Genomic DNA, 25,353 nt, shown 5'->3' with positions numbered 1-25,353 from the left:
AAGATAAAATTTTAAAAGTAAATTTTTTGCCTATGAATTTCAAAATCATTTTTCGGCTATCTAAAAGTTGAAAACACAAAATAATTTACAGTCCCGATTTTAAGTTGTTGATTAAAGCTTAGGTTTTTAGAGAGGTTATTATTTTAAGAGTCGATACAGAGAAATTCATAATTTATGAGTTAGTAAAAATTACTATGAACTAAAGTTTAAATTACCATCCTCCCGAGGCACCACCACCTCCAAAGCTACCGCCTCCAAAGCCTCCTCCGAAACCACCACCTCCAAAGCTTCCACCTCCTGAGCCGCCGCCAAACCCTCCGAAACCACCAGAGCCTCGTGAATAGCTTCCGCGACCCATATTACTCAAAATTATAGCTTCAAGTAGGCTTCTGCTATCAGATCGATTTCCTCTATTTCCACCACTTCCGCCACCATGACTTTTTGAAATAACAATCACGAAAATTATAAATATTATAGCTAGGAATATTAGAGTCTCAAATGGTATTTCGTTATCTGATTGTCTCGATCCTTGATATTCGCCTTTCATGACTTCGAAAATGGCGTCTGTAGCTCGATTTAATCCGCCGTAATAGTCATTTTGTTTAAAATAAGGAATAATGTCCTGATTAATTATTCGCTTACTCATAGCATCAGTTAGTAGGTGTTCTGTTCCCTTTCCTGTGCTTATTCCAATTTGGCGATCGTTTCTAGCTAATAATATAAGGATACCGTTGTCTTCTTTCGCTTGACCAATTCCCCATTTTTCACCCCACTGCGCTCCTAAATAATTAATGTATTCACCATTTGTGCTACTAATTATCACTACTACAATTTGTGTTGAAGTAGAATCAGAATATCTAATAAGTTTCTGCTCTAAATTATTTTTTTGAGTAGGATTGAGTAAGTTGATTTCTTCATCATAAACACTTGTTTCAAATTCTGGCTTTTCAGGAATGTTATACTGAGCTAAACCAATGAATGGACTAACTAAAAATAGTAATACTAATATTCTAATGGCCATAATTTTAGTTTGTTGCATTACCCTTTAGAAATTGAGTTGTCTAGCTCGTCGATGTCATCATGATGCCAAGGAAAATGCTTAGACAATGCTTTGCCTGCTTCAGTAATGCCATCAATTATACCTTCTTTAAAATTTCCAGCTTTAAATTGATTAGAAATTTTATCACGAGTAGAGTTCCAAAAGTCTGAGCCTACAATATTATTAATTCCTTGATCGCCAAAAATCACAAAGGTTCTATTGTCAATAGCTACATAAATAAGCACACCATTTCGTTGAGCTGTATTGTCCATTTTCAAATAGTGAAAGACTTCTAGGGCATGTTCGTAAACATCGATGTCACATTTCTGTTCAATATGCACACGGATTTCGCCTGAAGTATTACATTCAGCAATTCGAATAGCTTCAACAATTTCCGCTTCTTCTTCAGAAGTGAGGAAATCTTCAATTTTTGGCATAATTATATTTTATTTAAAGTCAAAATCTACATCTGGAGCGTTTTCACTTCCTGGGTCTGCTTTGTATCTAGGCATTTCTTCAAATCCAAACATCCCTGCTAATAGTGTTCCAGGGAATTTAGAAATATGTTTGTCGTAAATATTTACGTTCTCATTATATCTGTCTCTCGCTACATTAATACGGTTTTCTGTTCCTTCTAACTGGCTTTGTAATTCAAGAAAGTTTTGATTGGCTTTTAATTCAGGATAACGCTCAACAGAAACTAAAAGTTTGGATAAAGCACCACTCAAGCCTGTTTGTGCTTGTTGGAATTGTGCCATATTTGCTTCTGTTAGCTTACTTGCATCAATGTTTGTAGAAGTGGCTTTAGCTCTTGCTTCAATAACCTCTCTTAATGTTGTTCTTTCAAAATCTGCAGCACCTTGTACTGTTTTAATTAAGTTTCCAATGAGGTCGTTTCTTCTTTGGTATGAGCTTTCTACATTAGACCAAGCTGTTTTTGCGTCAGCTTCATATTCTACAGCAGTGTTATTGAATCCTACAGCCCAAGAATAGAGTCCGAATGCTACAATTGCAATTACGATTACAGGAATAAGCCATTTTTTCATGATTGTTTAGTTTTAAAGTTGTGTTTTTATTTTTACAAGTTGTGCTTTTATACTTTCGAGTTTATCTATGATTTCAAATTTCTCTAAAGCTTGCTTTTTATTTTCTTTTAAGTGAGTCTTTGCGCCATCCAAAGTGAATCCTCTTTCTTTTACCAAATGGTAAATAAATTTAAGATTTTTTATGTCTTCTGGAGTGAATTTTCTGTTCCCTTTTGCATTTTTCTTTGGCTTTATTACATCAAATTCTTTTTCCCAAAAGCGAATCAAAGATGCATTCACCTTGAAGGCTTTGGCTACTTCGCCAATACCATAATATCGCTTTTCTGGTAAATCTATATGCATTTTAATCTAGGGATTGATTTTCTAATGATGCCTTTTGCAACAATTCGTCATACTCTTCTGCAGATAAGTTTCCGTAGTAGAAGTTGATTGGGTTAATACGTTCACCATCTTTAAATATTTCATAATGTAAATGAGGTGCTTCTGATCGTCCTGTACTTCCTACATAGCCAATTAAATCGCCACGTTTTACACGCTGATTCACCTTCACATTATACTTATATAAATGTGCGTAGAGTGACATATAGCCGTAACCATGATCTATTCTAATATGGTTTCCATAACCAGTTGCACTATTATCTGCGCGTTTTACAATACCGTCACCCGAAGCATAAATAGGTGTTCCTCGAGGTGCTGTAAAGTCCATACCGTAGTGGAACTTTCTCACCTTAGTAAAAGGGTCGGTTCTATATCCATAACCCGATGCCATACGTGTTAAATTTTCATTACTTATAGGTTGAATGGCAGGAATGGCTTCTAAGAATTTTTCTTTGTCTTCAGCAAGTTTAGCAATTTCATCTAAAGATTTAGATTGTACCACAATTGCCTTTTCTAAAATATCTAAACGTTTATTGCTTTCTCCTATTAATTCTGAATTGTCAAAACCTTCATACTTCTTATAGCGGTTAATACCACCAAAGCCAGCACGACGTTGTTCAATTGGAATTGGATTTGCCTCAAAATAAAGTCGGTAAATGGCATTATCGCGTTCTTCAACGTTTTCTAAAGCTGCGATGGCATCATCCATTCGCTTATTTAATAACTCGTATTGCAGTTCCATATTTTGCAATTCACGAGCCATTTGACGCTCCTTTGGCGATTGTATATATTGACTCGCCACAAAAAAGGATAAAAAACCGAATAGTGCAGCAGCTGTTAAAAACACTGTAGCATACTTGAATGTTGTGGTTTTTTTACGCTTTATTCTTCGATAAGAAAGCGTTTCAGAATCATAATAATATTTTACTTTAGCCATGTTTGAATTTATGCTATTTTTGCAGCATTATAGTCACCTTTAGTGCCTGTAATTTAATGGTAGAACAATCAAACTTACAAAATTAATCCATTACAAATTTAATAAACTAATGGGATATATTTGTGGACGCTGCTCTCTGAGCATAAAAGTAAATTAAATTTCTCAGAGAAAAGATAAAAATTGTTTTGCATTTGCGCCTAGATAATACAACAAGCAATAATTTCAATATATGAAGTCTCAAGACATACGTGCTAAATTTTTAAGTTTCTTTGAAGAAAAACAACATCTTATCGTGCCATCTGCACCAATGGTATTAAAAGATGATCCAACTTTAATGTTTATCAATGCTGGAATGGCACCTTTTAAGGAGTACTTTTTAGGTAATGCCGAACCAAAAAGGAACAGAATTGCCGATTCACAAAAATGTCTTAGAGTGTCTGGTAAGCATAATGATTTGGAAGAAGTGGGCTATGATACTTATCATCATACCTTGTTTGAAATGCTTGGGAATTGGAGTTTTGGTGATTACTTTAAAAAAGAAGCTATTGCTTGGGCTTGGGAACTTTTAACAGAAGTTTACGGTATAGATAAGGATATTCTTTATGTAACGGTTTTTGAAGGAAGTGATGATAATGACAACCTTAAAATGGACACTGAAGCTTATGATATTTGGAAGCAATACATTTCTGAAGACCGAATTTTAAAAGGAAATAAAAAGGATAACTTCTGGGAAATGGGAGATCAAGGACCATGTGGACCTTGTAGTGAAATCCACGTGGATATCAGATCTGCCGAGGAAAAAGCAAAGGTTGATGGAAAATCCTTAGTCAATATGGATCACCCTCAAGTGGTAGAAATTTGGAACCTAGTATTTATGCAATACAACCGAAAAGCCAATGGTTCGCTTGAAGCTTTACCAAACAAACATATAGATACAGGTATGGGGTTTGAGCGACTATGTATGGTGTTACAAGGTGTTCAATCTAATTACGATACAGATGTATTTACGCCTATAATTCGTGAAATTGAAACCATTACGGATAATGAATATGGTAAGGATGAAGTTACGGATATTGCTATCCGAGTTATTTCAGATCACGTAAGAGCAGTAGCGTTTTCAATAGCTGATGGACAATTACCAAGTAATACAGGTGCGGGTTATGTGATTCGTAGAATCTTAAGAAGAGCCATTAGATATGGTTTTACCTTTTTAGATAAAAAAGAACCATTTATATATCGATTAGTTGATGTATTAGGTAAGAAAATGGGAGAAGCTTTCCCTGAGTTGAAGGCACAGCAAGTACTGATTGAAAATGTGATTAAAGAGGAGGAAGCTTCGTTTTTAAGAACTTTAGATCAAGGTTTGGTGTTGTTAAACCGCATTGTTGAAGAAACAAAAGGTGATACCATTTCAGGAGAAAAGGCCTTTGAATTATATGATACCTATGGATTCCCAATAGATTTAACCGCTTTAATTCTTTCTGAAAAGAACTTAAAACTTGATGAAAAAGGGTTTAAAGAGCATTTAGAAAAACAAAAGAATAGATCGCGTTCGGCTAGTGAAACTTCAACCGAAGATTGGACTGTTTTAAGAGAAGATGATGTTGAAGAGTTTATCGGCTACGATGCTTTAACGGCTAAAGTGAAAATAACGAGGTACAGAAAAGTAACGTCTAAGAAAGATGGTGAAATGTATCAGTTGGTTTTCAATTTAACACCATTTTATCCTGAAGGAGGTGGGCAAGTTGGAGACAAGGGATATTTAGAAGACGTTCATGGCGATTTGATTCATATCTTAGATACCAAGAAAGAAAATAATGTCATTATTCATTTCACTAAGAATTTACCAAAACATATTAACGAAAGTTTTAAAGCAGTAGTAAGTGATGAACATAGAACATTGTCTTCTAGTAATCACTCAGCAACTCACTTATTACATCAGGCGTTACGCGCCATTTTAGGTGATCATGTGGAGCAAAAAGGATCCTTGGTAAAACCAAAATCTTTACGTTTTGACTTTTCGCATTTTTCAAAAGTAACTAATGAACAGTTGCAAGAAATTGAAGATTTCGTAAATGCACGAATCGAAGGAAAATTACCTTTAGAGGAACAGCGAAATATCCCAATGGAGAAAGCGTTAGAAGAAGGAGCAATAGCCCTATTTGGTGAGAAATATGGTGATACAGTAAGAACAATCCGTTTTGGAAAATCTATGGAATTATGTGGTGGTATTCACGTGAAGAACACTGCTGATATTTGGCATTTCAAAATTATTTCAGAAGGAGCAGTGGCCGCAGGAATAAGACGAATTGAAGCTATTACGAATAAATCTGTTAGAGATTATTATACAGAAAACAATTCGGCTTTTCTAGAAATGAAAGGACTTTTAAATAATGCAAAAGAGCCTGTAAAAGCATTGGCGAACCTTCAGGATGAAAATGCTGAGTTAAAAAAACAAATTGAAAGCTTATTAAAAGAGAAAGCTAAAAACATAAAAGGGGAACTTAGAAATGAGTTAACTGATATTAACGGTGTTCAGTTTTTAGCTAAAAAAATAGAATTAGATGCGGCAGGCATTAAAGATGTTTGCTTTGAATTAGGAAGCCAGTACAATAATTTATTCTTGCTATTTGGTGCTGAAAACGATGGAAAGGCGATTCTGTCTTGTTATATCTCTAAAGAACTTGTGGCGAGTAAAAACTTAAATGCGGGAACTATTGTAAGAGAGTTAGGTAAGCACATCCAAGGTGGAGGTGGAGGACAACCATTCTTCGCAACTGCTGGTGGTAAAAATCCGCAAGGGATTGAAGCTGCTTTAGAAGCTTCGAAGACTTACTTATAAACCTATACTTATAAATTCATAGAGTAAAAAAAACACAGAGGTTGGTGGACTTCAATCTCTGTGGACTCTATTTTTCTCAGCGTATCTCTGTGTTATTATTAAAATATGAATCTTCAAACTAAAATACCACTGAGGTCACCAGGGCGTAATCCAATTGATTATGAATCTAAGCTCGTGCTTTTGGGATCGTGTTTTTCGGAGAATATTGGAGAGAAATTTAATTATTATAAATTTCCAACAAGCATCAACCCTTTTGGAATACTTTTTCATCCATTAGCCATAGAAAATTTAGTGAGTCGTTCACTAAAGCAGAGTTATTATAGCGAAACGGAATTACAGTTTCATAATGAGCAATGGAGTTGTTTAGATGCACACTCTAAATTAAATCGAGCTACTAAGGAAGATTTACTTAAAGTTCTGAACAGCCAATTAGATGAGACTTACAATAATTTACACAATGCGAGTCATATCGTCATTACTTTAGGAACAGGCTGGGTTTATAGACATTTAGATTCTAATCAAGTTGTTGCTAATTGTCACAAGTTACCACAAAAGCAGTTTAAAAAGGAATTGCTTTCTATTGATGAAATTGTAGCATCACTTGAATCCCTAGTGAGTTTGGTTAAGGAACTAAATCCTAAAGTAACCTTTTTATTTACGGTGTCACCTGTTAGACATATTAAAGATGGTTTTGTTGAGAACACACAAAGTAAAGCACATTTAATTGCTGGAATACATAAGTTTTTAAAGCAATACTCAGCTAGTTCGAATGAAATGGCTTGTTATTTTCCATCCTATGAGATTATGATGGATGAGTTAAGAGATTATCGATTTTACAACTCAGATATGTTGCATCCTAATGCATTGGCAGTAGATTATATTTGGGAACGATTTTTTGAGGTTTGGATATCTAAAGACGGACAACAAACGATGAAACTTGTCGATGAAATTCAAAAAGGATTAGCTCATAAACCTTTCAACCCAAAATCCACAGCCCATCAAAAATTTTTAGTGAACCTTCAGAATAAAATTGAGCAACTTCAAAATAAGTATGCTCACATTTCGTTTTAAGGAGTAAATAAATTAATCTTATTTTTGAACTCAATCGTTTTAAACAATCTATATGAAAAAATTACTTTTTACCTTTTGCCTTTTTAGTTTAGTGTTTAATTCTTGTAATGATAACGAACTTGAAGATTATGTTGACAATGTGACTTCAGATTCTGTTTTTCTACAAAAGAAAATAGAAACGTATCAGGATGAAGAGGTGGTTACAAATTATATTTATGATGAAGATAAGCTAATTAGTCTATCTGATTCTGACGGTTATAGTGAAGTGTTTACTTATACAGATGACCTTTTAAAATCTATACAAGAATATGAAGATGGAGAATTAGGTTTTCAAACTCAATTAGAATACGACAGTTTTGGTCGATTAGTGAAGGAAATTATATCAATTGACTCAAATACGGTTCAGGTGAATGAATTTACATATAATTCTGATGGCACGATAACTATGGTAGAGGATGGTGAGAACACCTATATTTTTAGTTACGATAATTATGGTAATCGCGTTTCAGAAGTGCATTTAGAAGGAGATAACGATTATAGTTATACTTACGATACGAGAAAAAATCCTTTTAGAAATATTCATCAAAGAATGGTTTTTGAACTTATAGGTCATGATGTCTATAATAATAACGTGTTAAGTTATATTAGCTCAAGTAGTTCGAATATGACGGATAACTATAATAGTTCATATGCCTATAATGCAATTGGATATCCTACAGGAGGAACTCAAACTTACAATCCTGGTACTGATAATCAGGAGGTAGTGACTTTACAATTTATATACGAATTATAAGATTAGTATAAATCATAAAAAAAAACTCAAACTTAGTCGGTTTGAGTTTTTTTATGCTTTAATAATTCTAATTTATAAATACGGAATTATATGTCGTTCTTTTGAATGACCCGAACACTACTTGGAACAAGCTTGGTATAATCGCCATGATTTCTAATCACATCACGAACAATTGACGATGAGATATAAGAGGTTTTTGCAGCGGTTAATAGAAATACGGTTTCTATTGGAGCTAGGTCTCTATTAGTATGAGCAATCGCTTTTTCAAACTCGAAATCGGCAGGGTTTCTTAAGCCTCTTAAAATAAACCTGACATTGTTCTCCATACAAAAATCAACAGTGAGTCCTTTATAAGTAACCACTTTTACTTTTGGTTCATCTTTAAAAGAATCTTCAATAAATTTTTTACGCTGCTCTAATGAGAACATATACTTTTTTTCAGCATTGATACCAATTGCAACAATAACTTCATCAAAGAGGTGAACGCTACGCTTAATAATATCATAGTGACCTAAGGTGATAGGATCAAAGGACCCTGGAAAAATGGCTTTTTTCATCGACAAGTTTTTGTCTTTCCCTTAATTCAAGGAAACGTGATTAGATTCAAATATAACAATTCTAAAAGTCTTTATAAATTACTACGAATGCTTCAAAGCTTCCTCAATCGCATTTCCAAATAAATCCTGCAAACTAATTCCGGCTTCAGCAGCTTGCTGCGGTAAAATACTTTCAGTAGTTAAACCAGGAACGGTGTTGACTTCTAACAAATGTGGTTCATCATTTTTAAAAATGAATTCACTTCGAGAAAAACCTTTCATGCCAAGGCTTTCATATATTTTTTTGGCCTGAAATCTCACTTTTTGAGCGTAGTCTTCAGAAATACGAGCAGGAGTAATTTCTTGAGACTGACCCAGATATTTAGCTTCGTAATCAAAGAAATCATTTTCGGAAACAATCTCAGTGATTGGTAGAACCAATGTCTCACCTTTGTACGAAATTACACCAACTGAAACTTCAACACCATCTAAAAATTGTTCGATGATAATTTCATCATCTTCTTTAAAAGATTTTTCAATAGCCGTTTTTAACTCTTCTTTTTTATAAACTTTAGAAACCCCAAAACTACTACCAGCTTTATTAGCTTTTACAAAGCATGGCAATCCTACTTTGTTTATAATCGCATTTTCATCAATCTCATCACCAAGGTTTAGATGATAGCTTTCAGCCATTTTAATTCCATAAGGTTTTAATGTCGCTAATAAATCGCGTTTATTAAAGGTTAGAGCCGCTTGGTACATGCCGCAACTCGTCTGTGGTATATCCAATAATTCAAAATAAGCTTGCATATAACCATCTTCACCTGGCGTTCCGTGAATAGCGTTAAAAACGCAGTCAAATTTAACTTTTGTGTCGTCTACTAAAACTGAAAAATCATTTTTATCAATAGGGAATTCTTCATTTTGGTCATTGACAAATACCCATTTATCTTTAAAAATATGAACACGATAGAGGTTGTATTTTTTCTTGTCTAAAGTATCATAAACCACGTTACCACTCAAAAGGGAAATCTCGAATTCACTTGAGTAACCTCCCATGATTATTGCAATATTTTTCTTCATCTTTAATGCCTACAAAAGAGGCTGTCTTTAAGTTTAAAATAGTAGAGGGTAAAAGTATCAATTATTTTTCAGGTATAGATATATCTAACACAGATATGGGGTATGTAGAGACTATAAATTATTCATCAAGCTCTAATAATTTTATTTACTTAGTCCGTTCAATAATCTAATTTAGCCATAAATACGTATTTTACTTATGTGACGTTATTATACGTAAGAATTTCTTAGTTTTGTCATCAATTATTTAGCTTATGAGTTTTGTTAAGTTTGTTACTAGTAAAGTGTTTTTAAAACAATTAGTATTGGCTATTGTGGCTATTATAGTATTGAGTTTTTTAACACTTCAATGGTTAAAGATGTCTACAAACCACGGAGAGTTTGTGGTCGTACCTGATTTGAAAGGGAAATCTCTAGAAACAGTTTCTATAGAACTAAAGGATCATGATTTAGCAATGGAGATTCAAGATTCTGCAAATTATAATCCTAAATACCCTAAGTATTCTGTCATTGAACAAAATCCGATTGCAGGATCTCATGTAAAGGAAAATAGAAAGATTTATCTAATTTTAAACCCTTCAGGTTATCGAAAAGTTGAAGTGCCAAATGTACTGAAACGAACACTTAGGCAAGCAAAACCACAGTTAGAAGCTCTTGAGTTTCAAATTGGAGAAATTACTTATAAAGACGCTATTGGTGAAGGTGTAATGTCTATGTCTCATAAAGGCAAACCATTAGAACCAGGAACATTATTACCCTTAACATCTAAGATCGACTTGGTATTAGGTAATGGTAAACTATAAAATAAAATAATGCCAAATATTACTGATACTTCAGAATACGACGACGAACTTTACGAACATTATGCTTTTAAAGTTGAAAAAGGACAACAACCACTTCGTATAGATAAATACTTAATGAATTTTGTAGAGAATGCTACTCGAAACAAAATTCAAGCCGCTGCTAAAGAAGGTAGTGTCTTTGTGAATAATGTTGCTGTAAAATCAAACTACAAAGTCAAACCTAACGATTATATCACAGTAAGGTTTAGCCATCCACCACATGAGAATTTATTGGTGGCGGAAGATATTCCTATCGATGTCGTTTATGAAGATGAAGAATTACTTGTGGTAAATAAGCCAGCAGGTATGGTGGTTCATCCAGGTCATGGGAATTATTCAGGAACTTTGATAAATGCATTAATTTTCCATTTTGAAAATTTACCCAATAATTCTAGTGAAAGGCCAGGATTAGTGCATCGAATTGATAAAGATACAAGTGGATTGTTAGTTGTGGCCAAAACCGACCAAGCGATGGCGCATTTATCAAATCAGTTTGCTGAAAAAACGAGTGAACGTGAATATGTCGCTTTAGTTTGGGGAAATATTGAAGAAGATGAAGGAACTATAGAAGGTAATATTGGTCGTCATCCTAAAAACAGACTACAAAATACAGTTTACGGAGGCGATGAAGCGGAAAATGGCAAGCCTGCCGTAACTCACTATAAGGTTTTAGAGCGTTTAGGATATGTAACATTGGTTAGTTGTAAGCTCGAAACGGGACGCACGCATCAAATCCGTGTCCATATGAAACATATTGGGCATACCTTATTTAATGACGAGCGATACGGTGGAGATAAAATCTTAAAGGGAACAACTTTTACGAAGTATAAGCAATTTGTAGATAACTGTTTTAAGATTCTTCCAAGACAAGCATTACATGCTAAAACTTTAGGGTTTGAACATCCAATTACTGGTGAGTTTTTAAGATTCCAAACTGAAACTCCAGAAGATATGCAACAGTGTATTGATAAATGGAGACATTATGCCAAACATGTAGGTGAAGATTAAACTTGACTTATAGCTTTTTCTTGGCTTTAGAGAGTTAAGATATACCACAGGATTTAGTTTGAATTATTATAAGAAACTTGAGGCTTCTAATATTTAGGGGTTAAGAGCTGTTCATTAATTGTCATTAAATCCAAGTCGTGCATTAAGAGTATGGTTGTGTATGTGTAGTGCGCAAGTTTTGTACTTATTAATAGACAACTTTAATAGCACTATCAAGATTAGCTCTCACTAATGTTTGAAACTCTTGTAATTACATCGTATTTTTACATAGAACGAAAAAGAATAATTGTTTAACTTTTAATGAGTTACCCACTTTTGTGGACAATAAATATGAAATTAGTACTGTCACCAGCAAAATCATTAGATTACGAAACGAAATTACCAACGACTAGAACCTCTGAAGGTCTTTTTTTTAAGGAAGCTGAGCAACTTAATAAAATCTTGAAAAAGAAATCGGCAAAGGATTTGTCCAAGTTAATGAAGATATCAGATAATTTAGGACAATTAAATTACGAGCGTAATCAGGAATGGGAATTACCTTTTACAAATGAAAATGCAAGACAGGCGATTTACGCTTTTAGTGGCGATGTTTATAGAGGGCTAGACGCTTATACTATTGATATTAAAAAAATAGATAAAGTACAAGATACAGTTCGAATTCTTTCGGGATTATATGGTGTGTTGAAACCCTTAGATTTAATTCAACCTTACCGATTAGAAATGGGAACTAAAATGCCTGTTGGTAAGAATAAAAACCTTTATGAGTTCTGGAACAAGAAAGTTACGCAAGCTTTAAACGACGAATTAGAAGACGACGAACTGTTTTTAAACTTAGCTAGTAACGAATATTTTAAAGCTATTGACACTAAGGCCTTAAAAGTGCCAGTGGTTAATGTGGTATTTAAGGAATTTAAAAATGGTAATTATAAGATTATAGCATTTTTTGCTAAAGTCGCTAGAGGATTAATGGCGAGATATATTATAGATACAGACGCTAAAACTATTGATGACGTTAAAGGTTTTAACTACGAGAATTATGGTTTTAGTGAAGAGTTATCATCTGAGAATGAATTAGTGTTTACGAGGTAATATGTATTAAAGAACAAAATTATGGATATTTATTTTTTTCTAATTGTAGCGCTTCAAGGCTATTGTATTTATGACGCTTATAGGAATAACAAGGCGTTTTATTGGTATTTCATTATTTTACTACTCCCATTCTTTGGGTCCTTTGCTTATATAATAACTCAAGCCTATTATAAAGGTAATTCAGCAAAAGTAAAAGAAGAAACAACGACTGTCCTACAGCCTTCAGCATCAAAAAAAATCAAGGAATTAGAAGCTAAAGTCGACTTTATTGACTCTTATGCCAATAGAATTGATTTGGCTGATGCTTATTTTAATAATAATGATTTGACCAAGGCTATTGAGAGTTATGAGAAAACTTTAGAAGATAAGGTTCAGGATGATTTGTACGCGAGACAGAAACTTATTTTATCATATTATCAACTTAAGGATTATGATAAAGTTATAGAGCAAGCTGAAAAAATAAAAGACAATTCAGAGTTTAAAGGCTCTAAGGAACAGTTCTGTTATGGAATTGCACTAAGTAAAATAGGAAAGACGGATGAGGCTGAGATGCAATTAATTCATATTGATAGACCATATTCTAATTATGCTGAACGCTTAGAGTTAGCAAAGTTCTATATGGAGAATAATAAAACTTCAGAAGGAAAAGAGTTGTTAACCGAAATTTCTACAGAGTCACAGCGCTTCACTAAACCGAATAGAAAGCTTTTCGCACCTACTATTGTTGAAGTAGAGCGAATGTTGTCTACGCTGTAATAACATATCATTAGAGATGAAGTGATGTGGTTTAAAGTTACATCTTAAAAGAGACTTTAAGCTAGTATTCATTGCCAAATCAAACATTTGATAATAAAAATACCCTTAGAAAATTCTAAGGGTATTTTTATTCAATAAGACTTTTTTTTGAAATTTAATCTTCAGCTCCCCAAGGTGCCTCTGGTGTTTCAATGGCTTTGGTTAAATCAAAGCGCACTGTAAATACTCGGTCTGATCCTATGCGGCGAAGGTTGTAGGTTAAACTAGTTTCATCAATAGTAAACCACCAAATATTGGTTGAAGCTGCAGGTAAGATTTCAGACGTATAAGAATCAGCAGGGAAAACTTGAATATTTGATAAACCAACATTTGAGCTTGTTCCTCCATATTGTGTCAAGTCGTCATCAGAACCATCAGGTTTGCGATGATCGTGTTTAAGACGAATGATTTTATCTTCATTCATATGTAATACCCAAGTTCGTGATCTGTCTTCACCTACGAAAAATGGGATTCTAATATCATTTGTATCGCAAGACCGCACGTGCATCACCAACTTTTCTCCCATGAATCCATCTCCAGCAACACCTCCTGCTGTTATTTCGCCTTCATAGACTTGACCACAGTGCGCTTTTAATTGTTCCCAAAATTTTTCTGAACTAGTTTGTTCTTGTGCTGTTATGTGAAATGGTAACAGTAGTAAAAAACAGATTATTGCTTTCATAATTTATAGATTTAATAGTCGTGATTGTATTAAAAAGCTAAACATACGAAGAAATCAGTTATGAGAAAGAAATAAAAAGGTTGAAGAAGGTTCTAGTGACGCTCACAATTTGAACTCATGAAGTTTTTTAACTAACTTTTCTCTGTGGTACCAGTCCGTGTAAACTAATTCAATAGTATCAACTTCAAAAGTGCCAAAATCATAATCGGCATAACGGTCAACTAATGTCAAGAACGCATTTTTATTACTGAGTTCTGTTTTAAATCGAAGTATAGTGGCGTGAGCCGTTTTCAACAAATAGCGTTCATCTAAACTTTGCTGTAATTCAGAGTGTTTAAAATCTCGCCTTAACTGATTTCTTAAATCATTGATGATAGGTTGTTCCTCATAACCCTTCAGCATAATACAGGATTTAGATGCTGTTAAACCTTTAAAATGAATTTTAATTTTTTCATCTAATGTTGTTATCCGCTTTTGTGCGATAGCCATGTATTCTGAAGGGTCAATTGAATCTAATGAAAAACCTTCATAACAAGATATGATGGATAAGAGTGTCAAATGAATATCAGATTCAGGGTAGTAGTACTGATGAGGCTCCACTTTATTTAATTCATCTAAAAAATCTCGAACATTTTTTTTGACCTCTAATGAAGGTCTAATCACAAGTGAAATCCCGAAACGATTATCTGATTTAGAATCTATCATGTCATCAATTTCGTAATGGTCTGATGCAATATCAGCAATAGATTCCCTGTACATTTTATTATAATGTTCTTTAAGACCCATTGAGCTTTCTTTTATAGTAAACATTTCTTTTAACTCACAATTTTGGAAAGTTAAGCTAAAGGATTAGAATTTCAAACTAAGACGGTCGGCCCATTGTATCTCGAAACTTTATGTAACTTGTAGTTAAATTCACTTTTATGAAAAAAGCATTACAAATTGGTAACGGAATTGCCTTAATTTTTACTCTTATTATAAATTATTTAGCCAATGCAGGCCAACTAAATAATACAACGATTGGCGAAGTTTCTAGTAAATATGATTCACTTTTTACGCCTGCTGGATATGCATTTTCGATTTGGGGTATAATTTATTTGATGCTGATAGTATTTGTTATTTTTCAAGGACGAAGTCTTTTTGTATCAACCAAGACTGATGACTTTGTTATGAAAACGGGATGGTGGTTCATTTTGTCCTGTCTTTTTAATTCACTTTGGGTATTAGCCTGGATATATGGTTATATAGGTGTATCATGCGTAATTATGGTCTTACTACTCTTCTCTTTACTTAAAATTGTGGTTAATAATCGAATGGAATTGGATGACGAACCATTTCCTGTTATCGCATTTGTTTGGTGGCCTTTTATGTTGTACTCAGGTTGGGTAGCTGTGGCGACTATTGTGAATGTTTCAGCCTATTTAGTAAAAATTGGTTGGGATGGTTTTGGACTTTCTGATGTTACTTGGTCTTTAATTATGATTGTCATTGCTGTGAGAATTAATTTTTACTTGACATGGAAACGCAATATGAGAGAATTTGCTGCTGTTGGTGCTTGGGCTTTAATTGGAATAGGTATAGCTAATAAATTTACTAACGATACTGTAATGTATACGGCTTTTGCTGGAGCTATTTTTTTACTCCTAAGTACAGCATTTCACGCCTATAAAAACCGAAGTACGAATCCGTATATAAAATTCAAGGAATGGCGAAATTCGAGAGCATCTTAATATAAAACCCGAATTATTTGAGTGGTGGCGATAATTAGCCGTAACTTCGCACCAAATTAAAGGAGTGACCTAAATAAATAGAGTTTGCTTCATAAACTTTATTTATGTCATTTAAATCATTAGGCCTATCTGAGCCGCTTTTAAAAGCAATCAGTAAAAAAGGATACGATACACCTTCACCAATTCAAGCCAAAGCCATCCCTCCAGTATTAGAAGGAAAAGACGTTTTAGCATCAGCACAAACAGGAACAGGGAAAACAGCAGGATTTACCTTGCCGTTATTAGATATTCTTTCTAAGAATCCCGTGCAAAAACACAGACCTATAAGAGCTTTAATCTTAACTCCAACGCGTGAGTTAGCGGCACAAGTGTATGCCAATGTTAAAGAGTATAGTGAGTATTTAGATATGAGAAGTACTGTAATTTTTGGAGGAGTAAATCAGAAACCACAAGTAGCCACTTTAAGACAAGGTGTTGATGTTTTGGTAGCCACTCCAGGACGTTTACTTGATTTAGAAAGTCAAGGTTTATTATCTTTAAAACGTGTTGAAATCTTCGTTTTAGATGAAGCTGACCGTATGTTAGATATGGGTTTTTTACGCGATATAGAACGTGTAATGAAGCTAATGCCAGACAAAAGACAGAATCTTATGTTTTCGGCAACCTTTTCAAAAGATATCAAAAAGCTAGCGTATTCAATTTTGAATAATCCAATTCAAGTTGAAGCAACTCCAGAGAATACTGCAGTTGAAGTAATTGAACAAAAAGTATACAGAGTTGCTAAAGGCAAAAAAACAGATTTAATTATAAAATTAATTTCTGACGGTAATTGGAAACAGGTTTTAGTTTTTACAAGAACCAAACACGGCGCTAATAAGCTTTGTAAAAAAATGATTAGTTCTGGTATAACAGCAGCAGCTATTCATGGTAATAAAAGTCAAGGCGCAAGAACTAAAGCTTTAGCAGGTCTTAAAAATGGATCGGTAAGAGTATTGGTAGCTACAGATATTGCAGCAAGAGGCCTAGATATTCCTTTGTTACCACACGTTATAAACTTTGAATTACCGAATATTTCTGAAGATTACGTTCATAGAATTGGGAGAACAGGTAGAGCAGGAGCAAGCGGTGAAGCGATTTCTTTGGTTAGTGCAGATGAAACTACATTCTTACGTGATATTGAGAAGTTGATTGATATGAAGATTGAAGTTGAAATCCTTGAGGGATTTGAACCAGATCCAAACGCATCTACAGAACCTATTAAACCAGGTCAGAATAGAAATCAAGGTCGTGGTAGAGGCTCTAATAATAGAAACTCAGGAAAACCTAAAAGCTCTAGTTCTGATAGAAATAGAAGTCGTAGTAGAGCTCGAACTTCAGACAGCAGACGTTAAGAGATGACAGATGCTTTAAAGCATAAAATTCTGCATGTTTGCAATCAAAAGATTAAAGAAAAGGGTCCACATGTTGGACTCTCTTTTTATGCGTTTTTTCAAAATAAAAATGACAATCCAAAATTATTAATGGAAGCTGCTACGTGGTGGATTCAAACCCATCAGTTAGATCACTTTGAAAAAGCAATTAAGATTAAGACATTAATCGAAAGTTAAATTTTGTATTTTGCTTTAGGCTTAATAAATCAAATAAATATGTCTACACAACCTAATAATCCTCTCCATGGTGTAAAGTTAGAACAGATAATAACTGAACTTCAGGCACACTATGGATGGGAGTATATGGGCTATCAAATCAATATTCGTTGTTTTACCCATGATCCTTCGGTGAAGTCTAGTTTAAAATTTCTAAGACGTACGCCTTGGGCTAGAACAAAAGTGGAACATATGTATTTAGACTATTTAAAAAAGAACAAAAATTAATGTTCAACCTCTTCAAAAGGAACAACAGTGACATCAAATTCAGCATCTTTAAATTCATCTCTACTCATCCAGTATTCTGAAGTTGTTAAGGTGTATGCATTTTCTCCAGTAGACTTCAAATCCCAAACAATAGCTTCTGCCTCTTCGAATTCTTCGTTTCCAGCAAGCTGATCGGAAAAAAGACGCTTTATGATATTGTTATTGGCTAAGGTTTTGTCCAGAGCTTTTAATACAAATTCTTTAGTCACCTCCTTATTAGGTGTGATTTCAAATTCGACTATGGTAGCTTTTGCATTTGGGAAATTTCCGTTATAAGCTTTGTGTAACAGTTGGTTGATATTAAACAACTGATGATGAAGTGAAATATCTGCATATTCTTCTGAAATCTTATCCAATAACATTTCGTGAGAGATTTGTTCAATTTGATTTTCGTTGAGCTGTTCTGAAAGCTTATATGTTAAAATGATTTGAGCTGCTTCTTCCGGTTCAAAATCAGAAATAGCCATATGTAATAATTCAATTAATTCTGAAGTCGATGAGGTTTCTATACCATCTAATCCAAACTTTTCTAATAATGCAATATAATCGGCATTGTTCCAAGCGTCCTTTAGCTCGTCAACTGTTTTAACACTATTAATAATAACATGATACTTCATAAGACTATAATTTTATTAAGTTATTTATTGCCATTTACGATTTGTGCGCTTTGCACCTCTCACCATTCATATTTTATTTTATCTGAACTGATTATGTTTCACAACTATTTAAACCTAAATAAATAGGTTAGCCAAAGATTTTAAAGTGATGGATGGTTTGATTTTTTTACATAGTTTATAGAAATTATGGAAACCCGATAATAACTTTCAACCCTTAGGTTAACTAGGTTGCTTTTTATAACAATGCATTAGAGTTTTTTATAACATCTAATAATCAAAATGAAAAATTAAAGATAGCCAATATTTATGAGAAGCCCATGGCTATTAACGTTTCTACAACTTTTGATATGTATAGAAGGTGTAAGTGTCAACTGAAGAAAAAAGCACCTGTGATAAAGGGGGAAGCTTAACTATTTTAATTGCCTCAATCCTTCGTAGACTATAATACTAACTGCATTAGCCAGATTTAAACTTCGGATTGAATCGCTGTAAAGCGGAATTTTGAAAAGTGACTCTTTATGCTTTTCTAAGAGAGGTTTAGGTAAGCCTACAGATTCTTTTCCAAAAACTATAAATAACTCATCTTGAAACTTAATATCCCAATGAGATTGAGTCCCATGACTAGATAAGAAAACCATTTTAGCGGTTTTATTTCTTTGAAAGAAATCATCAATATTATCGTAGTAAACAACATCCAAGTGTTGCCAATAATCAAGTCCAGCACGTTTTAATCGCTTATCATCAATTTCAAAACCAAAAGGCTTAACTAAATGCAGTTTTGAGCCTGAAGCTAAAGCAAGACGACCTATATTTCCTGTGTTATTGGGGATTTCAGGTTCTATTAAGACAATATTTAATGGCATAAATTCTATTGATCTGAAGTAGGTTCAGTGCTTGATTTTTTTAATTTTAATATAATAATTCTTAGTAATAAGATAAAAGGAAAGCCATGCAATAAAACATCAAAATAGTCCTTCATTTCCATGCCATTTTCGCCTCCTGCTATCCATCGGATTTTGCCCAAAAGATGAGGTTCAGGAACAAATGGAGCCAAACCCAAGGTTAGGCATAATAGTGCTACAATGCGCCAATCATTTATTAATTCCATATCGAATTCAAATATAAAAGAATAGAGTTTCTAAATTTATGTTTAGAGGAAATAATTTTATTGCTTAAGTTTTTGGCTGAACTAATCATCAAGCCAGTTTTCTAAAATTTTCTTTCCGTTCGGTGTTAATACAGATTCGGGATGAAACTGAACGGCTTTTACATCATATAGTTTATGTCGTAGAGACATGATATGTCCGTTATCATCGAAGGATGTAGCTTCTAAGACTTCCGGTAAATTGGTGTTTACCACCCAAGAATGATATCTACCCACTTCAAAAGTTGTGTTTAAGCCCTTAAAAAGAGCTTCGTCTAAAACTGAAACGGTTACGTTAGTTGCTACCCCATGATAGACATTTTCTAAATTTTTAAGTGTACCTCCAAAAACTTCAGCAATGGCCTGCTGTCCTAAGCAAATACCTAAAATACTTTTGGTTGATGCGTAAGTGGCTATAATCTGTTTTAATAATCCGGCTTCTTCTGGAATTCCTGGCCCTGGAGATAAAACAATTTTATCATAAGTTGCTACGTCTTCAAGTGTGAGCTTGTCGTTTCGTATGACGGTAACTTCACAATTAAGTTCTTCTAAATAATGAACAAGATTATAGGTGAAGCTGTCGTAGTTATCTATGACTAATATATTTTTCATTTTCTGTTCCTATTAAAGCAGGAAATATTTAGTTCGTCTTTCAATGTTCAAATTTAATTGTAATCTTTTAAATTAAGTGTTTATTGTGATTTCAATATGAAATTCAAAACAATAAGGCTACAATTTAATGTGTTTTAACCTTCGAAACCTATGGGAACCTAGATTCAAATGTTAAAGTTGAAAAGTGGTATGTAAGACTTTAGATTTTCATTCGTCTATATCACAAGGAAATGTTAATTTTGCATAAAAATTTGAATAGAAAAATGGCAGACTTATCACAAGAAGAATGGACTAAACAATTAGAGGCAGACAATAATTCTATTGTTTTAGATGTTAGAACACCTGAAGAGGTTGCTCAAGGCGTTATTCCAAATGCAATACATATAGACATTTTTAAAGGTCAAGGTTTTATTGATGAAGTTGAAAAATTAGATAAAACCAAAAATTATTACGTGTATTGTAGATCTGGTGGTCGTAGTGGTCAAGCTTGCTCAGTAATGAACCAATTAGGTTTTGAGAACGCTTATAATTTAATGGGTGGATTTGATGCTTGGCAAGGTGAAGTTGCTGAATTATAATAAATTTTAAAGTTGATAATTGTGAAAAAAATCATCGTAATATGTTTGTTGTTTGTGGGATATGCCACAAGCTGTGCAGATAAGGAGGTTAAAGAAGGAGAAATTAAATTAGTCACTGCTGAAGAAATGCAGTCTATTTTGGAGTTGGAAGACGTTCAATTAGTAGATGTTCGCACTCCTGAAGAACATGAAACTATTCATATTGTCGGTTCTGAAAACATTGATTTTATGTCTCCTACGTTCGTAGAAGATATAGAGAAGTTAGACAAAAGCAAACCGGTAATTATTTATTGCAGATCAGGAAATCGAAGTGCCAAATGTGCGAAGCAGATGAAAGAGGCCGGATTCGAATTGATCTACGATCTCGAAGGAGGAATATCGAAATGGGAACATTCCGAAAAGCTTGAAATAAGCACAAAATCATAATTTTAAAAACCAAACTTCGTGTTTGGTTTTTTTATGCCATTCTTTTACCTGTTTAATTCTTAAGGTTTTTATAAATTAGGCGACTGTTAGCCAAAAATAGAAACGCATCTGTTACATTTGCGAATTAGATGTTTTTTGTGAATTAAGATAATATATATGACCTTTAAGAAAGTATTTCTGTTATGCCTCTTGGCATTTTCTTTTTCATTTAATTTAAAAGCACAAGTTTTTGATCCTGTAAAGTGGGAAACAAAAACTGAAAAAATTTCCGACACTGAGTACGATCTAATATCTACCGCCACAATTGATGCTGGTTGGCATTTATATTCTCAAGATGTGCCAGAAGGAGGTCCTATTGCTACAGGATTCGCTTATACAATTAATAAAGATTTTGAACTCGTTGGGAAAACATCAGAACCTAATGGTGAAACTGTTGATGATCCTGTCTTCCTAATGAAGATAAAATATTTTGATGGTAAAGCTGAATTTAGACAACGTATAAAAGTTTTAAATAAAGAGTTATCAGTAGTTGAAGGTGAAGTAGAGTTCATGGTCTGTGATGACGAAAAGTGCTTACCTCCAAACTATGTTGATCTTAAATTTAATTTAAAAGAAGCACAAAAAACGGATGCGCTTAGTCATGATGATTCTGTTCCTGCAGCTATCAATTTTGGTGGCGCTGACGCACAGACACTGCGTGAGCCTGTAAAATGGAGTTCTTCAGTTGAAAAGATTTCTGAAACGGAATATGTATTGGTGTCTAAAGCTACCATCGATTCAGGTTGGAAATTGTATTCTCAAACCAATGTTGAAGACGGCCCAATTCCAACAAGTTTTGACTACCAAGTGGAAGATGGTGTAGAATTAGTAGGTGATACGAAAGAAGAAAAAGGAGCCAAGGCTTTTGATAAATTCTTTAATAAAGAGATAAAATATTTCAGTAGTACCGCTGAATTCAGACAGCATATTAAAGTAGCCAATAAAGAGGTCTCTTCTGTATCAGCTGAAGTTGGTTTTATGGCATGTGACGACAAAGAGTGCCTAGCGCCAACCTATCATGATTTAAAATTCGATTTAACTAAAACTGTAGCAGTTTCTAATGATGCTGATGATCAGTTTGAATCTACGACTGGTAAATCGGAAAAAGACAATTCTAATAAAGGATTATGGGGCATATTCTTTATTGCTTTCTTATCAGGATTTGCAGCATTGTTAACACCTTGTGTGTTTCCTATGATTCCAATGACGGTAAGTTTCTTTACAAAACAGAGTAAAACTAAAGCCAAAGGTGTTAAAAATGCCATCACTTACGGTATTAGCATTATTGTTATATACCTTGTTTTAGGTATTGTTGTAACTGCAGTTTTTGGGGCAGATGCGCTAAATGCTATGGCGACTAATGTCTGGTTTAACCTAATTTTCTTTTTACTTTTAATTGTCTTTGCGGTGTCCTTTTTAGGAGCGTTTGAGATTGTTTTACCAAGTAAATGGTTGAACAAAGTAGATAAGCAAGCCGATAGAGGAGGATTAATTGGAATCTTCTTTATGGCTTTGGCTTTAGCCTTAGTGTCATTTTCTTGTACAGGACCAATTGTTGGTACCTTATTAGTTGAAGCAGCATCTAAAGGAGGTATTGCGCCAATAGTTGGAATGCTTGGCTTTTCATTAGCTATTGCCTTACCATTTGCATTATTTGCGGCTTTCCCTGGTTGGTTAAATACTTTACCAAAATCTGGTGGCTGGTTGAATACCGTAAAAGTTGTTTTAGGATTTTTAGAGCTTGCATTAGCATTTAAATTTTTGTCGCAAGCCGATTTAGTGTTACAACTACACTTTTTAGAACGTGAAGTATTTATTGCGATTTGGATCGCAGTATTCGGTACACTGTCTTTATACTTATTTGGTAAAATCCAATTACCTCATGATTCACCAATAAAGCATATATCAGTTGGTAGATTATTATTAGGATTATTAACTCTAACGTTTACCATTTATATGATTCCGGGACTTTGGGGAGCGCCATTAAAAATCATTAGTGCTTTTCCACCTCCATTAGATTATTCTGAGTCGCCATACGGCGTTGGTAATTCAAAAGGTGGCGGTTCTGCGAGTACCATGGATATACCCGAAGGTGCACATTTATTAGCGCCTCATGACATCTTAGCATTTAACGATTACGAAACTGGTTTAGCATACGCTAAGAAAGTTGGAAAACCAGTTATGCTCGATTTTACCGGTTGGGCTTGTGTTAACTGTCGTAAGATGGAACAGAATGTTTGGGTTGATCCGGAAGTACTGTCTAAATTAAAAAATGACATCGTACTTATTTCACTATACGTTGATGAGCAAATTGACTTCCCTGAAGGTGAAGCACCAGATTCTAAATTAAGACCTGGGAAAAAGCTTAGAAATATGGGGCAGAAGTGGAGTGAAATGCAAACTATTAGATACAAAACCAATACACAACCGTATTATGTGTTAATGGATCATGATGAAGAAAACCTAAATGAACCTGCTGGATATACACCAGATGCCAAAGAATACAATGCTTGGCTGAAAGAAGGTATCGGGAACTTTAAGAACTAAAGATTAAAGACTACATAAAAATGCCGATTTATATTTAGATATTATAATCTAAACGTAAATCGGCTTTTTTTTATAAAATATTAGGGCATTTACTTTAAAGCAGACAGAAACTCAATTGCAGCAACCGTATTTAAACTAAAATCTTCGAATACCACATTGTCGTGTTTATCAATAAATATAAACCATGGTGTACCACGTGTTTTATAATTGGTCATAATTTGACTTTGGGATTTTCCATCAATTCCGGCATCATGACCAAATGGGATTTTTAACTCATACAACTTTTGAGTGCTCACCATATTTTTATAAGTGTTGAGATGATAACTTTCAAAAACGGTTTGAACGGCTAAAAACTGGATGTTATCCTTAAGACCTAAGGCTTCGACCATATTTTTTAAAGCAGGAAATCCTTTGCTATGGCAGCCCATACAAGCACTTTGAAAGCAGTACACTACTTTAAACTTACCTTTAAAGTCAGATAACTTTATCGGGTTTGTTTTCTCACCATTCTCATCGATCCATTGGTGGACATTGAATTCTGGAGCTTTAAATATTTTTTCTTCTGTAGACATAAATTTAGTGCTTTCAATGGCCAAAATGTTGCTATGCGGTAGACTTCAACTTATCGCCATGTAATTTTCTAAGCCGTGTTAGTTTAGGTGTGATAACAAAACTACAATAGCCTTGAGTAGGATTGTTTTTATAATAATCCTGGTGCTCTTTTTCTGCTTCATAAAAGGTTGGAGCAGGGCTAAGTTCGGTGACAATTGGGTTTTCGTAATATTCTGCTAATTCTTTGATTACAGCTTCAGCAATGTCTTTCTGCTTTTCATCATGATAAAAAATAACCGAACGATATTGTGTGCCGCGATCGACGCCTTGTCTATTCAAAGTTGTTGGGTCATGAGTGGTCATAAAAATGATTAAAATATCTTCGTAACTAATCACCTTAGCGTCAAAAGTGATTTTAATGACTTCAGCATGACCTGTGAGTCCGGAACAAATTTCTCTATAGGTTGGATGACCAAGTACGGTACCTCCAGAATAGCCAGAAACAACTTCTTCAATCCCTTTTACTTGATCAAATACGGCTTCAGTACACCAAAAGCATCCACCACCAAGTGTGGCTGTTTGTAAATTTTTATTAGTCATTATGCATTTTCCTTTTCTAAAGTCATTGATTCCGAATTAATACAATATCGCAATCCGCTAGGTTCTGGTCCGTCTGGAAAAACATGACCTAAATGCGCATCGCATGTATTACACATTACTTCAACTCTAACCATTCCAAAAGAGGTGTCACGATGGTATTTAATCGCATTTTCTTTAATAGGTTGCGTAAAACTTGGCCATCCTGAACTCGAGTTGAATTTTATGGTAGAATCAAATAATGGCGTGTCACAACAAATACAATTGTATTTACCATCATCAAAGGCTTTACAAAGCGCACCGCTATTTGGTGGCTCAGTACCTTTCTGTCTTGTAATTCTGTACTGTTCAGGAGATAATTGAGCTTTCCATTCAGCTTCAGATTTTTCAACGCGTTTATCTGGAGTTGGATTTCCATTCACGGAAAAGTTGATAATATCTTTCCAAGTTAACATAAGTT

At 34.0% G+C, this 25,353-nt stretch carries 30 protein-coding genes; 14 read left to right on the top strand and 16 right to left on the bottom strand.

Annotation, left to right across the window (positions count from 1 at the left end; all coding sequences use genetic code 11):
- Nucleotides 1–211 precede the first annotated feature (211 nt).
- The 5 genes from DFQ11_RS13335 to DFQ11_RS13315 are packed head-to-tail and all read right to left on the bottom strand — an operon-like array spanning nucleotide 212 to nucleotide 3,400.
- Complete coding sequence (locus tag DFQ11_RS13335; protein WP_146221537.1) at nucleotides 212–1,021, bottom strand: TPM domain-containing protein; 810 nt, start codon at nucleotides 1,019–1,021, stop codon at nucleotides 212–214.
- Between the two features lie 17 nt (nucleotides 1,022–1,038).
- Complete coding sequence (locus tag DFQ11_RS13330; RefSeq protein ID WP_110476374.1) at nucleotides 1,039–1,476, bottom strand: TPM domain-containing protein; 438 nt, start codon at nucleotides 1,474–1,476, stop codon at nucleotides 1,039–1,041.
- 9 nt (nucleotides 1,477–1,485) lie between these two features.
- Nucleotides 1,486–2,085 (bottom strand): LemA family protein, encoded by a 600-nt coding sequence (locus DFQ11_RS13325; RefSeq protein WP_110476373.1) that lies wholly within the window; start codon nucleotides 2,083–2,085, stop codon nucleotides 1,486–1,488.
- Between the two features lie 12 nt (nucleotides 2,086–2,097).
- Nucleotides 2,098–2,427: a MerR family transcriptional regulator gene (locus DFQ11_RS13320; RefSeq protein WP_110476372.1), complete on the bottom strand. Its 330-nt coding sequence runs from the start codon at nucleotides 2,425–2,427 to the stop codon at nucleotides 2,098–2,100.
- Between the two features lies 1 nt (nucleotide 2,428).
- Entirely contained in the window at nucleotides 2,429–3,400 is a 972-nt protein-coding gene (locus DFQ11_RS13315; RefSeq protein ID WP_110476371.1) for a M23 family metallopeptidase, read from the bottom strand.
- A gap of 229 nt (nucleotides 3,401–3,629) precedes the next feature.
- Between DFQ11_RS13315 and alaS the strand changes: the two genes are divergently transcribed.
- The 3 genes from alaS to DFQ11_RS13300 all read left to right on the top strand — a co-directional run bounded on the left by alaS (nucleotide 3,630) and on the right by DFQ11_RS13300 (nucleotide 8,106).
- The gene (alaS, locus tag DFQ11_RS13310; protein WP_110476370.1) at nucleotides 3,630–6,242 is read left to right on the top strand and encodes an alanine--tRNA ligase; all 2,613 of its coding nucleotides are present in this window, start codon (nucleotides 3,630–3,632) and stop codon (nucleotides 6,240–6,242) included.
- Between the two features lie 105 nt (nucleotides 6,243–6,347).
- On the top strand, nucleotides 6,348–7,313 hold the full coding sequence (locus DFQ11_RS13305) for a GSCFA domain-containing protein (protein ID WP_110476369.1): 966 nt from the start codon (nucleotides 6,348–6,350) through the stop codon (nucleotides 7,311–7,313).
- Nucleotides 7,314–7,365: 52 nt separating this feature from the next.
- Nucleotides 7,366–8,106 (top strand): hypothetical protein, encoded by a 741-nt coding sequence (locus DFQ11_RS13300; RefSeq protein WP_110476368.1) that lies wholly within the window; start codon nucleotides 7,366–7,368, stop codon nucleotides 8,104–8,106.
- Between the two features lie 86 nt (nucleotides 8,107–8,192).
- Here the strand turns inward: DFQ11_RS13300 and coaD are convergent, their stop codons facing one another.
- Both coaD and DFQ11_RS13290 read right to left on the bottom strand, forming a co-directional pair.
- A complete protein-coding gene (gene coaD, locus DFQ11_RS13295; protein WP_110476367.1) occupies nucleotides 8,193–8,663 on the bottom strand; it encodes a pantetheine-phosphate adenylyltransferase in 471 nt (156 codons plus the stop codon).
- An 81-nt stretch (nucleotides 8,664–8,744) separates the two neighbouring features.
- A complete protein-coding gene (locus tag DFQ11_RS13290; protein ID WP_110476366.1) occupies nucleotides 8,745–9,725 on the bottom strand; it encodes a D-alanine--D-alanine ligase in 981 nt (326 codons plus the stop codon).
- A gap of 251 nt (nucleotides 9,726–9,976) precedes the next feature.
- Here DFQ11_RS13290 and DFQ11_RS13285 point away from each other — a divergent pair, with 251 nt between their 5' ends.
- The 4 genes from DFQ11_RS13285 to DFQ11_RS13270 all read left to right on the top strand — a co-directional run bounded on the left by DFQ11_RS13285 (nucleotide 9,977) and on the right by DFQ11_RS13270 (nucleotide 13,417).
- Entirely contained in the window at nucleotides 9,977–10,525 is a 549-nt protein-coding gene (locus tag DFQ11_RS13285) for a PASTA domain-containing protein (protein ID WP_110476365.1), read from the top strand.
- Nucleotides 10,526–10,534: 9 nt separating this feature from the next.
- Nucleotides 10,535–11,572, top strand: coding sequence for an RluA family pseudouridine synthase (locus DFQ11_RS13280; protein ID WP_110476364.1), 1,038 nt, complete (start codon nucleotides 10,535–10,537; stop codon nucleotides 11,570–11,572).
- 330 nt (nucleotides 11,573–11,902) lie between these two features.
- Nucleotides 11,903–12,661: a peroxide stress protein YaaA gene (yaaA, locus tag DFQ11_RS13275; protein WP_110476363.1), complete on the top strand. Its 759-nt coding sequence runs from the start codon at nucleotides 11,903–11,905 to the stop codon at nucleotides 12,659–12,661.
- A 21-nt stretch (nucleotides 12,662–12,682) separates the two neighbouring features.
- Nucleotides 12,683–13,417 (top strand): hypothetical protein, encoded by a 735-nt coding sequence (locus DFQ11_RS13270; RefSeq protein ID WP_110476362.1) that lies wholly within the window; start codon nucleotides 12,683–12,685, stop codon nucleotides 13,415–13,417.
- Nucleotides 13,418–13,571: 154 nt separating this feature from the next.
- Here the strand turns inward: DFQ11_RS13270 and DFQ11_RS13265 are convergent, their stop codons facing one another.
- Entirely contained in the window at nucleotides 13,572–14,138 is a 567-nt protein-coding gene (locus DFQ11_RS13265; protein WP_110476361.1) for a hypothetical protein, read from the bottom strand.
- Between the two features lie 102 nt (nucleotides 14,139–14,240).
- On the bottom strand, nucleotides 14,241–14,948 hold the full coding sequence (locus tag DFQ11_RS13260) for a 2'-5' RNA ligase family protein (protein ID WP_229791301.1): 708 nt from the start codon (nucleotides 14,946–14,948) through the stop codon (nucleotides 14,241–14,243).
- A 113-nt stretch (nucleotides 14,949–15,061) separates the two neighbouring features.
- Between DFQ11_RS13260 and DFQ11_RS13255 the strand changes: the two genes are divergently transcribed.
- The 4 genes from DFQ11_RS13255 to DFQ11_RS13240 all read left to right on the top strand — a co-directional run bounded on the left by DFQ11_RS13255 (nucleotide 15,062) and on the right by DFQ11_RS13240 (nucleotide 17,742).
- Nucleotides 15,062–15,868 carry a tryptophan-rich sensory protein gene (locus DFQ11_RS13255; RefSeq protein ID WP_110476359.1) on the top strand — a complete coding sequence of 269 codons (807 nt, stop codon included), beginning with the start codon at nucleotides 15,062–15,064 and terminating at the stop codon, nucleotides 15,866–15,868.
- 104 nt (nucleotides 15,869–15,972) lie between these two features.
- Nucleotides 15,973–17,259 (top strand): DEAD/DEAH box helicase, encoded by a 1,287-nt coding sequence (locus tag DFQ11_RS13250; protein ID WP_110476358.1) that lies wholly within the window; start codon nucleotides 15,973–15,975, stop codon nucleotides 17,257–17,259.
- 3 nt (nucleotides 17,260–17,262) lie between these two features.
- Nucleotides 17,263–17,475: a DUF6500 family protein gene (locus DFQ11_RS13245; RefSeq protein WP_110476357.1), complete on the top strand. Its 213-nt coding sequence runs from the start codon at nucleotides 17,263–17,265 to the stop codon at nucleotides 17,473–17,475.
- 39 nt (nucleotides 17,476–17,514) lie between these two features.
- Entirely contained in the window at nucleotides 17,515–17,742 is a 228-nt protein-coding gene (locus DFQ11_RS13240) for a VF530 family protein (RefSeq protein WP_110476356.1), read from the top strand.
- Here the strand turns inward: DFQ11_RS13240 and DFQ11_RS13235 are convergent.
- The 4 genes from DFQ11_RS13235 to DFQ11_RS13220 form a co-directional block, all read right to left on the bottom strand.
- Nucleotides 17,739–18,398: a hypothetical protein gene (locus DFQ11_RS13235; RefSeq protein ID WP_110476355.1), complete on the bottom strand. Its 660-nt coding sequence runs from the start codon at nucleotides 18,396–18,398 to the stop codon at nucleotides 17,739–17,741. The two genes, DFQ11_RS13240 and DFQ11_RS13235, sit on opposite strands and share 4 nt — an antisense overlap.
- 410 nt (nucleotides 18,399–18,808) lie before the next feature.
- Nucleotides 18,809–19,261, bottom strand: coding sequence for a tRNA (cytidine(34)-2'-O)-methyltransferase (locus tag DFQ11_RS13230; RefSeq protein ID WP_110476354.1), 453 nt, complete (start codon nucleotides 19,259–19,261; stop codon nucleotides 18,809–18,811).
- 5 nt (nucleotides 19,262–19,266) lie between these two features.
- The gene (locus tag DFQ11_RS13225; RefSeq protein ID WP_110476353.1) at nucleotides 19,267–19,506 is read right to left on the bottom strand and encodes a hypothetical protein; all 240 of its coding nucleotides are present in this window, start codon (nucleotides 19,504–19,506) and stop codon (nucleotides 19,267–19,269) included.
- An 81-nt stretch (nucleotides 19,507–19,587) separates the two neighbouring features.
- Entirely contained in the window at nucleotides 19,588–20,154 is a 567-nt protein-coding gene (locus DFQ11_RS13220) for an anthranilate synthase component II (protein ID WP_110476352.1), read from the bottom strand.
- A gap of 263 nt (nucleotides 20,155–20,417) precedes the next feature.
- On the opposite strand from DFQ11_RS13220, the gene DFQ11_RS13215 reads away from it, so the two are divergent.
- The 3 genes from DFQ11_RS13215 to DFQ11_RS13205 all read left to right on the top strand — a co-directional run bounded on the left by DFQ11_RS13215 (nucleotide 20,418) and on the right by DFQ11_RS13205 (nucleotide 23,744).
- On the top strand, nucleotides 20,418–20,732 hold the full coding sequence (locus DFQ11_RS13215; protein ID WP_110476383.1) for a rhodanese-like domain-containing protein: 315 nt from the start codon (nucleotides 20,418–20,420) through the stop codon (nucleotides 20,730–20,732).
- A 21-nt stretch (nucleotides 20,733–20,753) separates the two neighbouring features.
- A complete protein-coding gene (locus tag DFQ11_RS13210; protein WP_110476382.1) occupies nucleotides 20,754–21,158 on the top strand; it encodes a rhodanese-like domain-containing protein in 405 nt (134 codons plus the stop codon).
- 156 nt (nucleotides 21,159–21,314) lie between these two features.
- Nucleotides 21,315–23,744, top strand: coding sequence for a protein-disulfide reductase DsbD family protein (locus DFQ11_RS13205; protein ID WP_110476351.1), 2,430 nt, complete (start codon nucleotides 21,315–21,317; stop codon nucleotides 23,742–23,744).
- Between the two features lie 89 nt (nucleotides 23,745–23,833).
- On the opposite strand, the gene DFQ11_RS13200 is transcribed toward DFQ11_RS13205, so the two are convergent.
- The 3 genes from DFQ11_RS13200 to msrB are packed head-to-tail and all read right to left on the bottom strand — an operon-like array spanning nucleotide 23,834 to nucleotide 25,348.
- On the bottom strand, nucleotides 23,834–24,316 hold the full coding sequence (locus tag DFQ11_RS13200) for a peroxiredoxin family protein (RefSeq protein ID WP_110476350.1): 483 nt from the start codon (nucleotides 24,314–24,316) through the stop codon (nucleotides 23,834–23,836).
- Nucleotides 24,317–24,347: 31 nt separating this feature from the next.
- Entirely contained in the window at nucleotides 24,348–24,896 is a 549-nt protein-coding gene (msrA, locus tag DFQ11_RS13195) for a peptide-methionine (S)-S-oxide reductase MsrA (RefSeq protein ID WP_110476349.1), read from the bottom strand.
- Nucleotides 24,896–25,348, bottom strand: coding sequence for a peptide-methionine (R)-S-oxide reductase MsrB (gene msrB / locus DFQ11_RS13190; RefSeq protein ID WP_110476348.1), 453 nt, complete (start codon nucleotides 25,346–25,348; stop codon nucleotides 24,896–24,898). Before msrB ends, msrA begins: the two co-directional genes overlap by 1 nt.
- Between the last annotated feature and the right edge of the window lie 5 nt (nucleotides 25,349–25,353).

This window comes from Winogradskyella epiphytica, assembly GCF_003217215.1.
GTDB classification, from domain to species: domain Bacteria; phylum Bacteroidota; class Bacteroidia; order Flavobacteriales; family Flavobacteriaceae; genus Winogradskyella; species Winogradskyella epiphytica.
The sequence above is the reverse complement of the archived record's forward strand: the minus strand, read 5'-3'. Positions and strand labels throughout refer to the sequence as shown.

What these genes read in the sequence shown, in the direction of transcription:
- DFQ11_RS13335 (WP_146221537.1), bottom strand. Translation starts at nt 1,021, where the DNA reads ATGGCCATTAGAATATTAGTATTACTATTTTTAGTTAGTCCATTCATT.
- DFQ11_RS13330 (WP_110476374.1), bottom strand. Translation starts at nt 1,476, where the DNA reads ATGCCAAAAATTGAAGATTTCCTCACTTCTGAAGAAGAAGCGGAAATT.
- DFQ11_RS13325 (WP_110476373.1), bottom strand. Translation starts at nt 2,085, where the DNA reads ATGAAAAAATGGCTTATTCCTGTAATCGTAATTGCAATTGTAGCATTC.
- DFQ11_RS13320 (WP_110476372.1), bottom strand. Translation starts at nt 2,427, where the DNA reads ATGCATATAGATTTACCAGAAAAGCGATATTATGGTATTGGCGAAGTA.
- DFQ11_RS13315 (WP_110476371.1), bottom strand. Translation starts at nt 3,400, where the DNA reads ATGGCTAAAGTAAAATATTATTATGATTCTGAAACGCTTTCTTATCGA.
- alaS (WP_110476370.1), top strand. Translation starts at nt 3,630, where the DNA reads ATGAAGTCTCAAGACATACGTGCTAAATTTTTAAGTTTCTTTGAAGAA.
- DFQ11_RS13305 (WP_110476369.1), top strand. Translation starts at nt 6,348, where the DNA reads ATGAATCTTCAAACTAAAATACCACTGAGGTCACCAGGGCGTAATCCA.
- DFQ11_RS13300 (WP_110476368.1), top strand. Translation starts at nt 7,366, where the DNA reads ATGAAAAAATTACTTTTTACCTTTTGCCTTTTTAGTTTAGTGTTTAAT.
- coaD (WP_110476367.1), bottom strand. Translation starts at nt 8,663, where the DNA reads ATGAAAAAAGCCATTTTTCCAGGGTCCTTTGATCCTATCACCTTAGGT.
- DFQ11_RS13290 (WP_110476366.1), bottom strand. Translation starts at nt 9,725, where the DNA reads ATGAAGAAAAATATTGCAATAATCATGGGAGGTTACTCAAGTGAATTC.
- DFQ11_RS13285 (WP_110476365.1), top strand. Translation starts at nt 9,977, where the DNA reads ATGAGTTTTGTTAAGTTTGTTACTAGTAAAGTGTTTTTAAAACAATTA.
- DFQ11_RS13280 (WP_110476364.1), top strand. Translation starts at nt 10,535, where the DNA reads ATGCCAAATATTACTGATACTTCAGAATACGACGACGAACTTTACGAA.
- yaaA (WP_110476363.1), top strand. Translation starts at nt 11,903, where the DNA reads ATGAAATTAGTACTGTCACCAGCAAAATCATTAGATTACGAAACGAAA.
- DFQ11_RS13270 (WP_110476362.1), top strand. Translation starts at nt 12,683, where the DNA reads ATGGATATTTATTTTTTTCTAATTGTAGCGCTTCAAGGCTATTGTATT.
- DFQ11_RS13265 (WP_110476361.1), bottom strand. Translation starts at nt 14,138, where the DNA reads ATGAAAGCAATAATCTGTTTTTTACTACTGTTACCATTTCACATAACA.
- DFQ11_RS13260 (WP_229791301.1), bottom strand. Translation starts at nt 14,948, where the DNA reads ATGTTTACTATAAAAGAAAGCTCAATGGGTCTTAAAGAACATTATAAT.
- DFQ11_RS13255 (WP_110476359.1), top strand. Translation starts at nt 15,062, where the DNA reads ATGAAAAAAGCATTACAAATTGGTAACGGAATTGCCTTAATTTTTACT.
- DFQ11_RS13250 (WP_110476358.1), top strand. Translation starts at nt 15,973, where the DNA reads ATGTCATTTAAATCATTAGGCCTATCTGAGCCGCTTTTAAAAGCAATC.
- DFQ11_RS13245 (WP_110476357.1), top strand. Translation starts at nt 17,263, where the DNA reads ATGACAGATGCTTTAAAGCATAAAATTCTGCATGTTTGCAATCAAAAG.
- DFQ11_RS13240 (WP_110476356.1), top strand. Translation starts at nt 17,515, where the DNA reads ATGTCTACACAACCTAATAATCCTCTCCATGGTGTAAAGTTAGAACAG.
- DFQ11_RS13235 (WP_110476355.1), bottom strand. Translation starts at nt 18,398, where the DNA reads ATGAAGTATCATGTTATTATTAATAGTGTTAAAACAGTTGACGAGCTA.
- DFQ11_RS13230 (WP_110476354.1), bottom strand. Translation starts at nt 19,261, where the DNA reads ATGCCATTAAATATTGTCTTAATAGAACCTGAAATCCCCAATAACACA.
- DFQ11_RS13225 (WP_110476353.1), bottom strand. Translation starts at nt 19,506, where the DNA reads ATGGAATTAATAAATGATTGGCGCATTGTAGCACTATTATGCCTAACC.
- DFQ11_RS13220 (WP_110476352.1), bottom strand. Translation starts at nt 20,154, where the DNA reads ATGAAAAATATATTAGTCATAGATAACTACGACAGCTTCACCTATAAT.
- DFQ11_RS13215 (WP_110476383.1), top strand. Translation starts at nt 20,418, where the DNA reads ATGGCAGACTTATCACAAGAAGAATGGACTAAACAATTAGAGGCAGAC.
- DFQ11_RS13205 (WP_110476351.1), top strand. Translation starts at nt 21,315, where the DNA reads ATGACCTTTAAGAAAGTATTTCTGTTATGCCTCTTGGCATTTTCTTTT.
- DFQ11_RS13200 (WP_110476350.1), bottom strand. Translation starts at nt 24,316, where the DNA reads ATGTCTACAGAAGAAAAAATATTTAAAGCTCCAGAATTCAATGTCCAC.
- msrA (WP_110476349.1), bottom strand. Translation starts at nt 24,896, where the DNA reads ATGACTAATAAAAATTTACAAACAGCCACACTTGGTGGTGGATGCTTT.
- msrB (WP_110476348.1), bottom strand. Translation starts at nt 25,348, where the DNA reads ATGTTAACTTGGAAAGATATTATCAACTTTTCCGTGAATGGAAATCCA.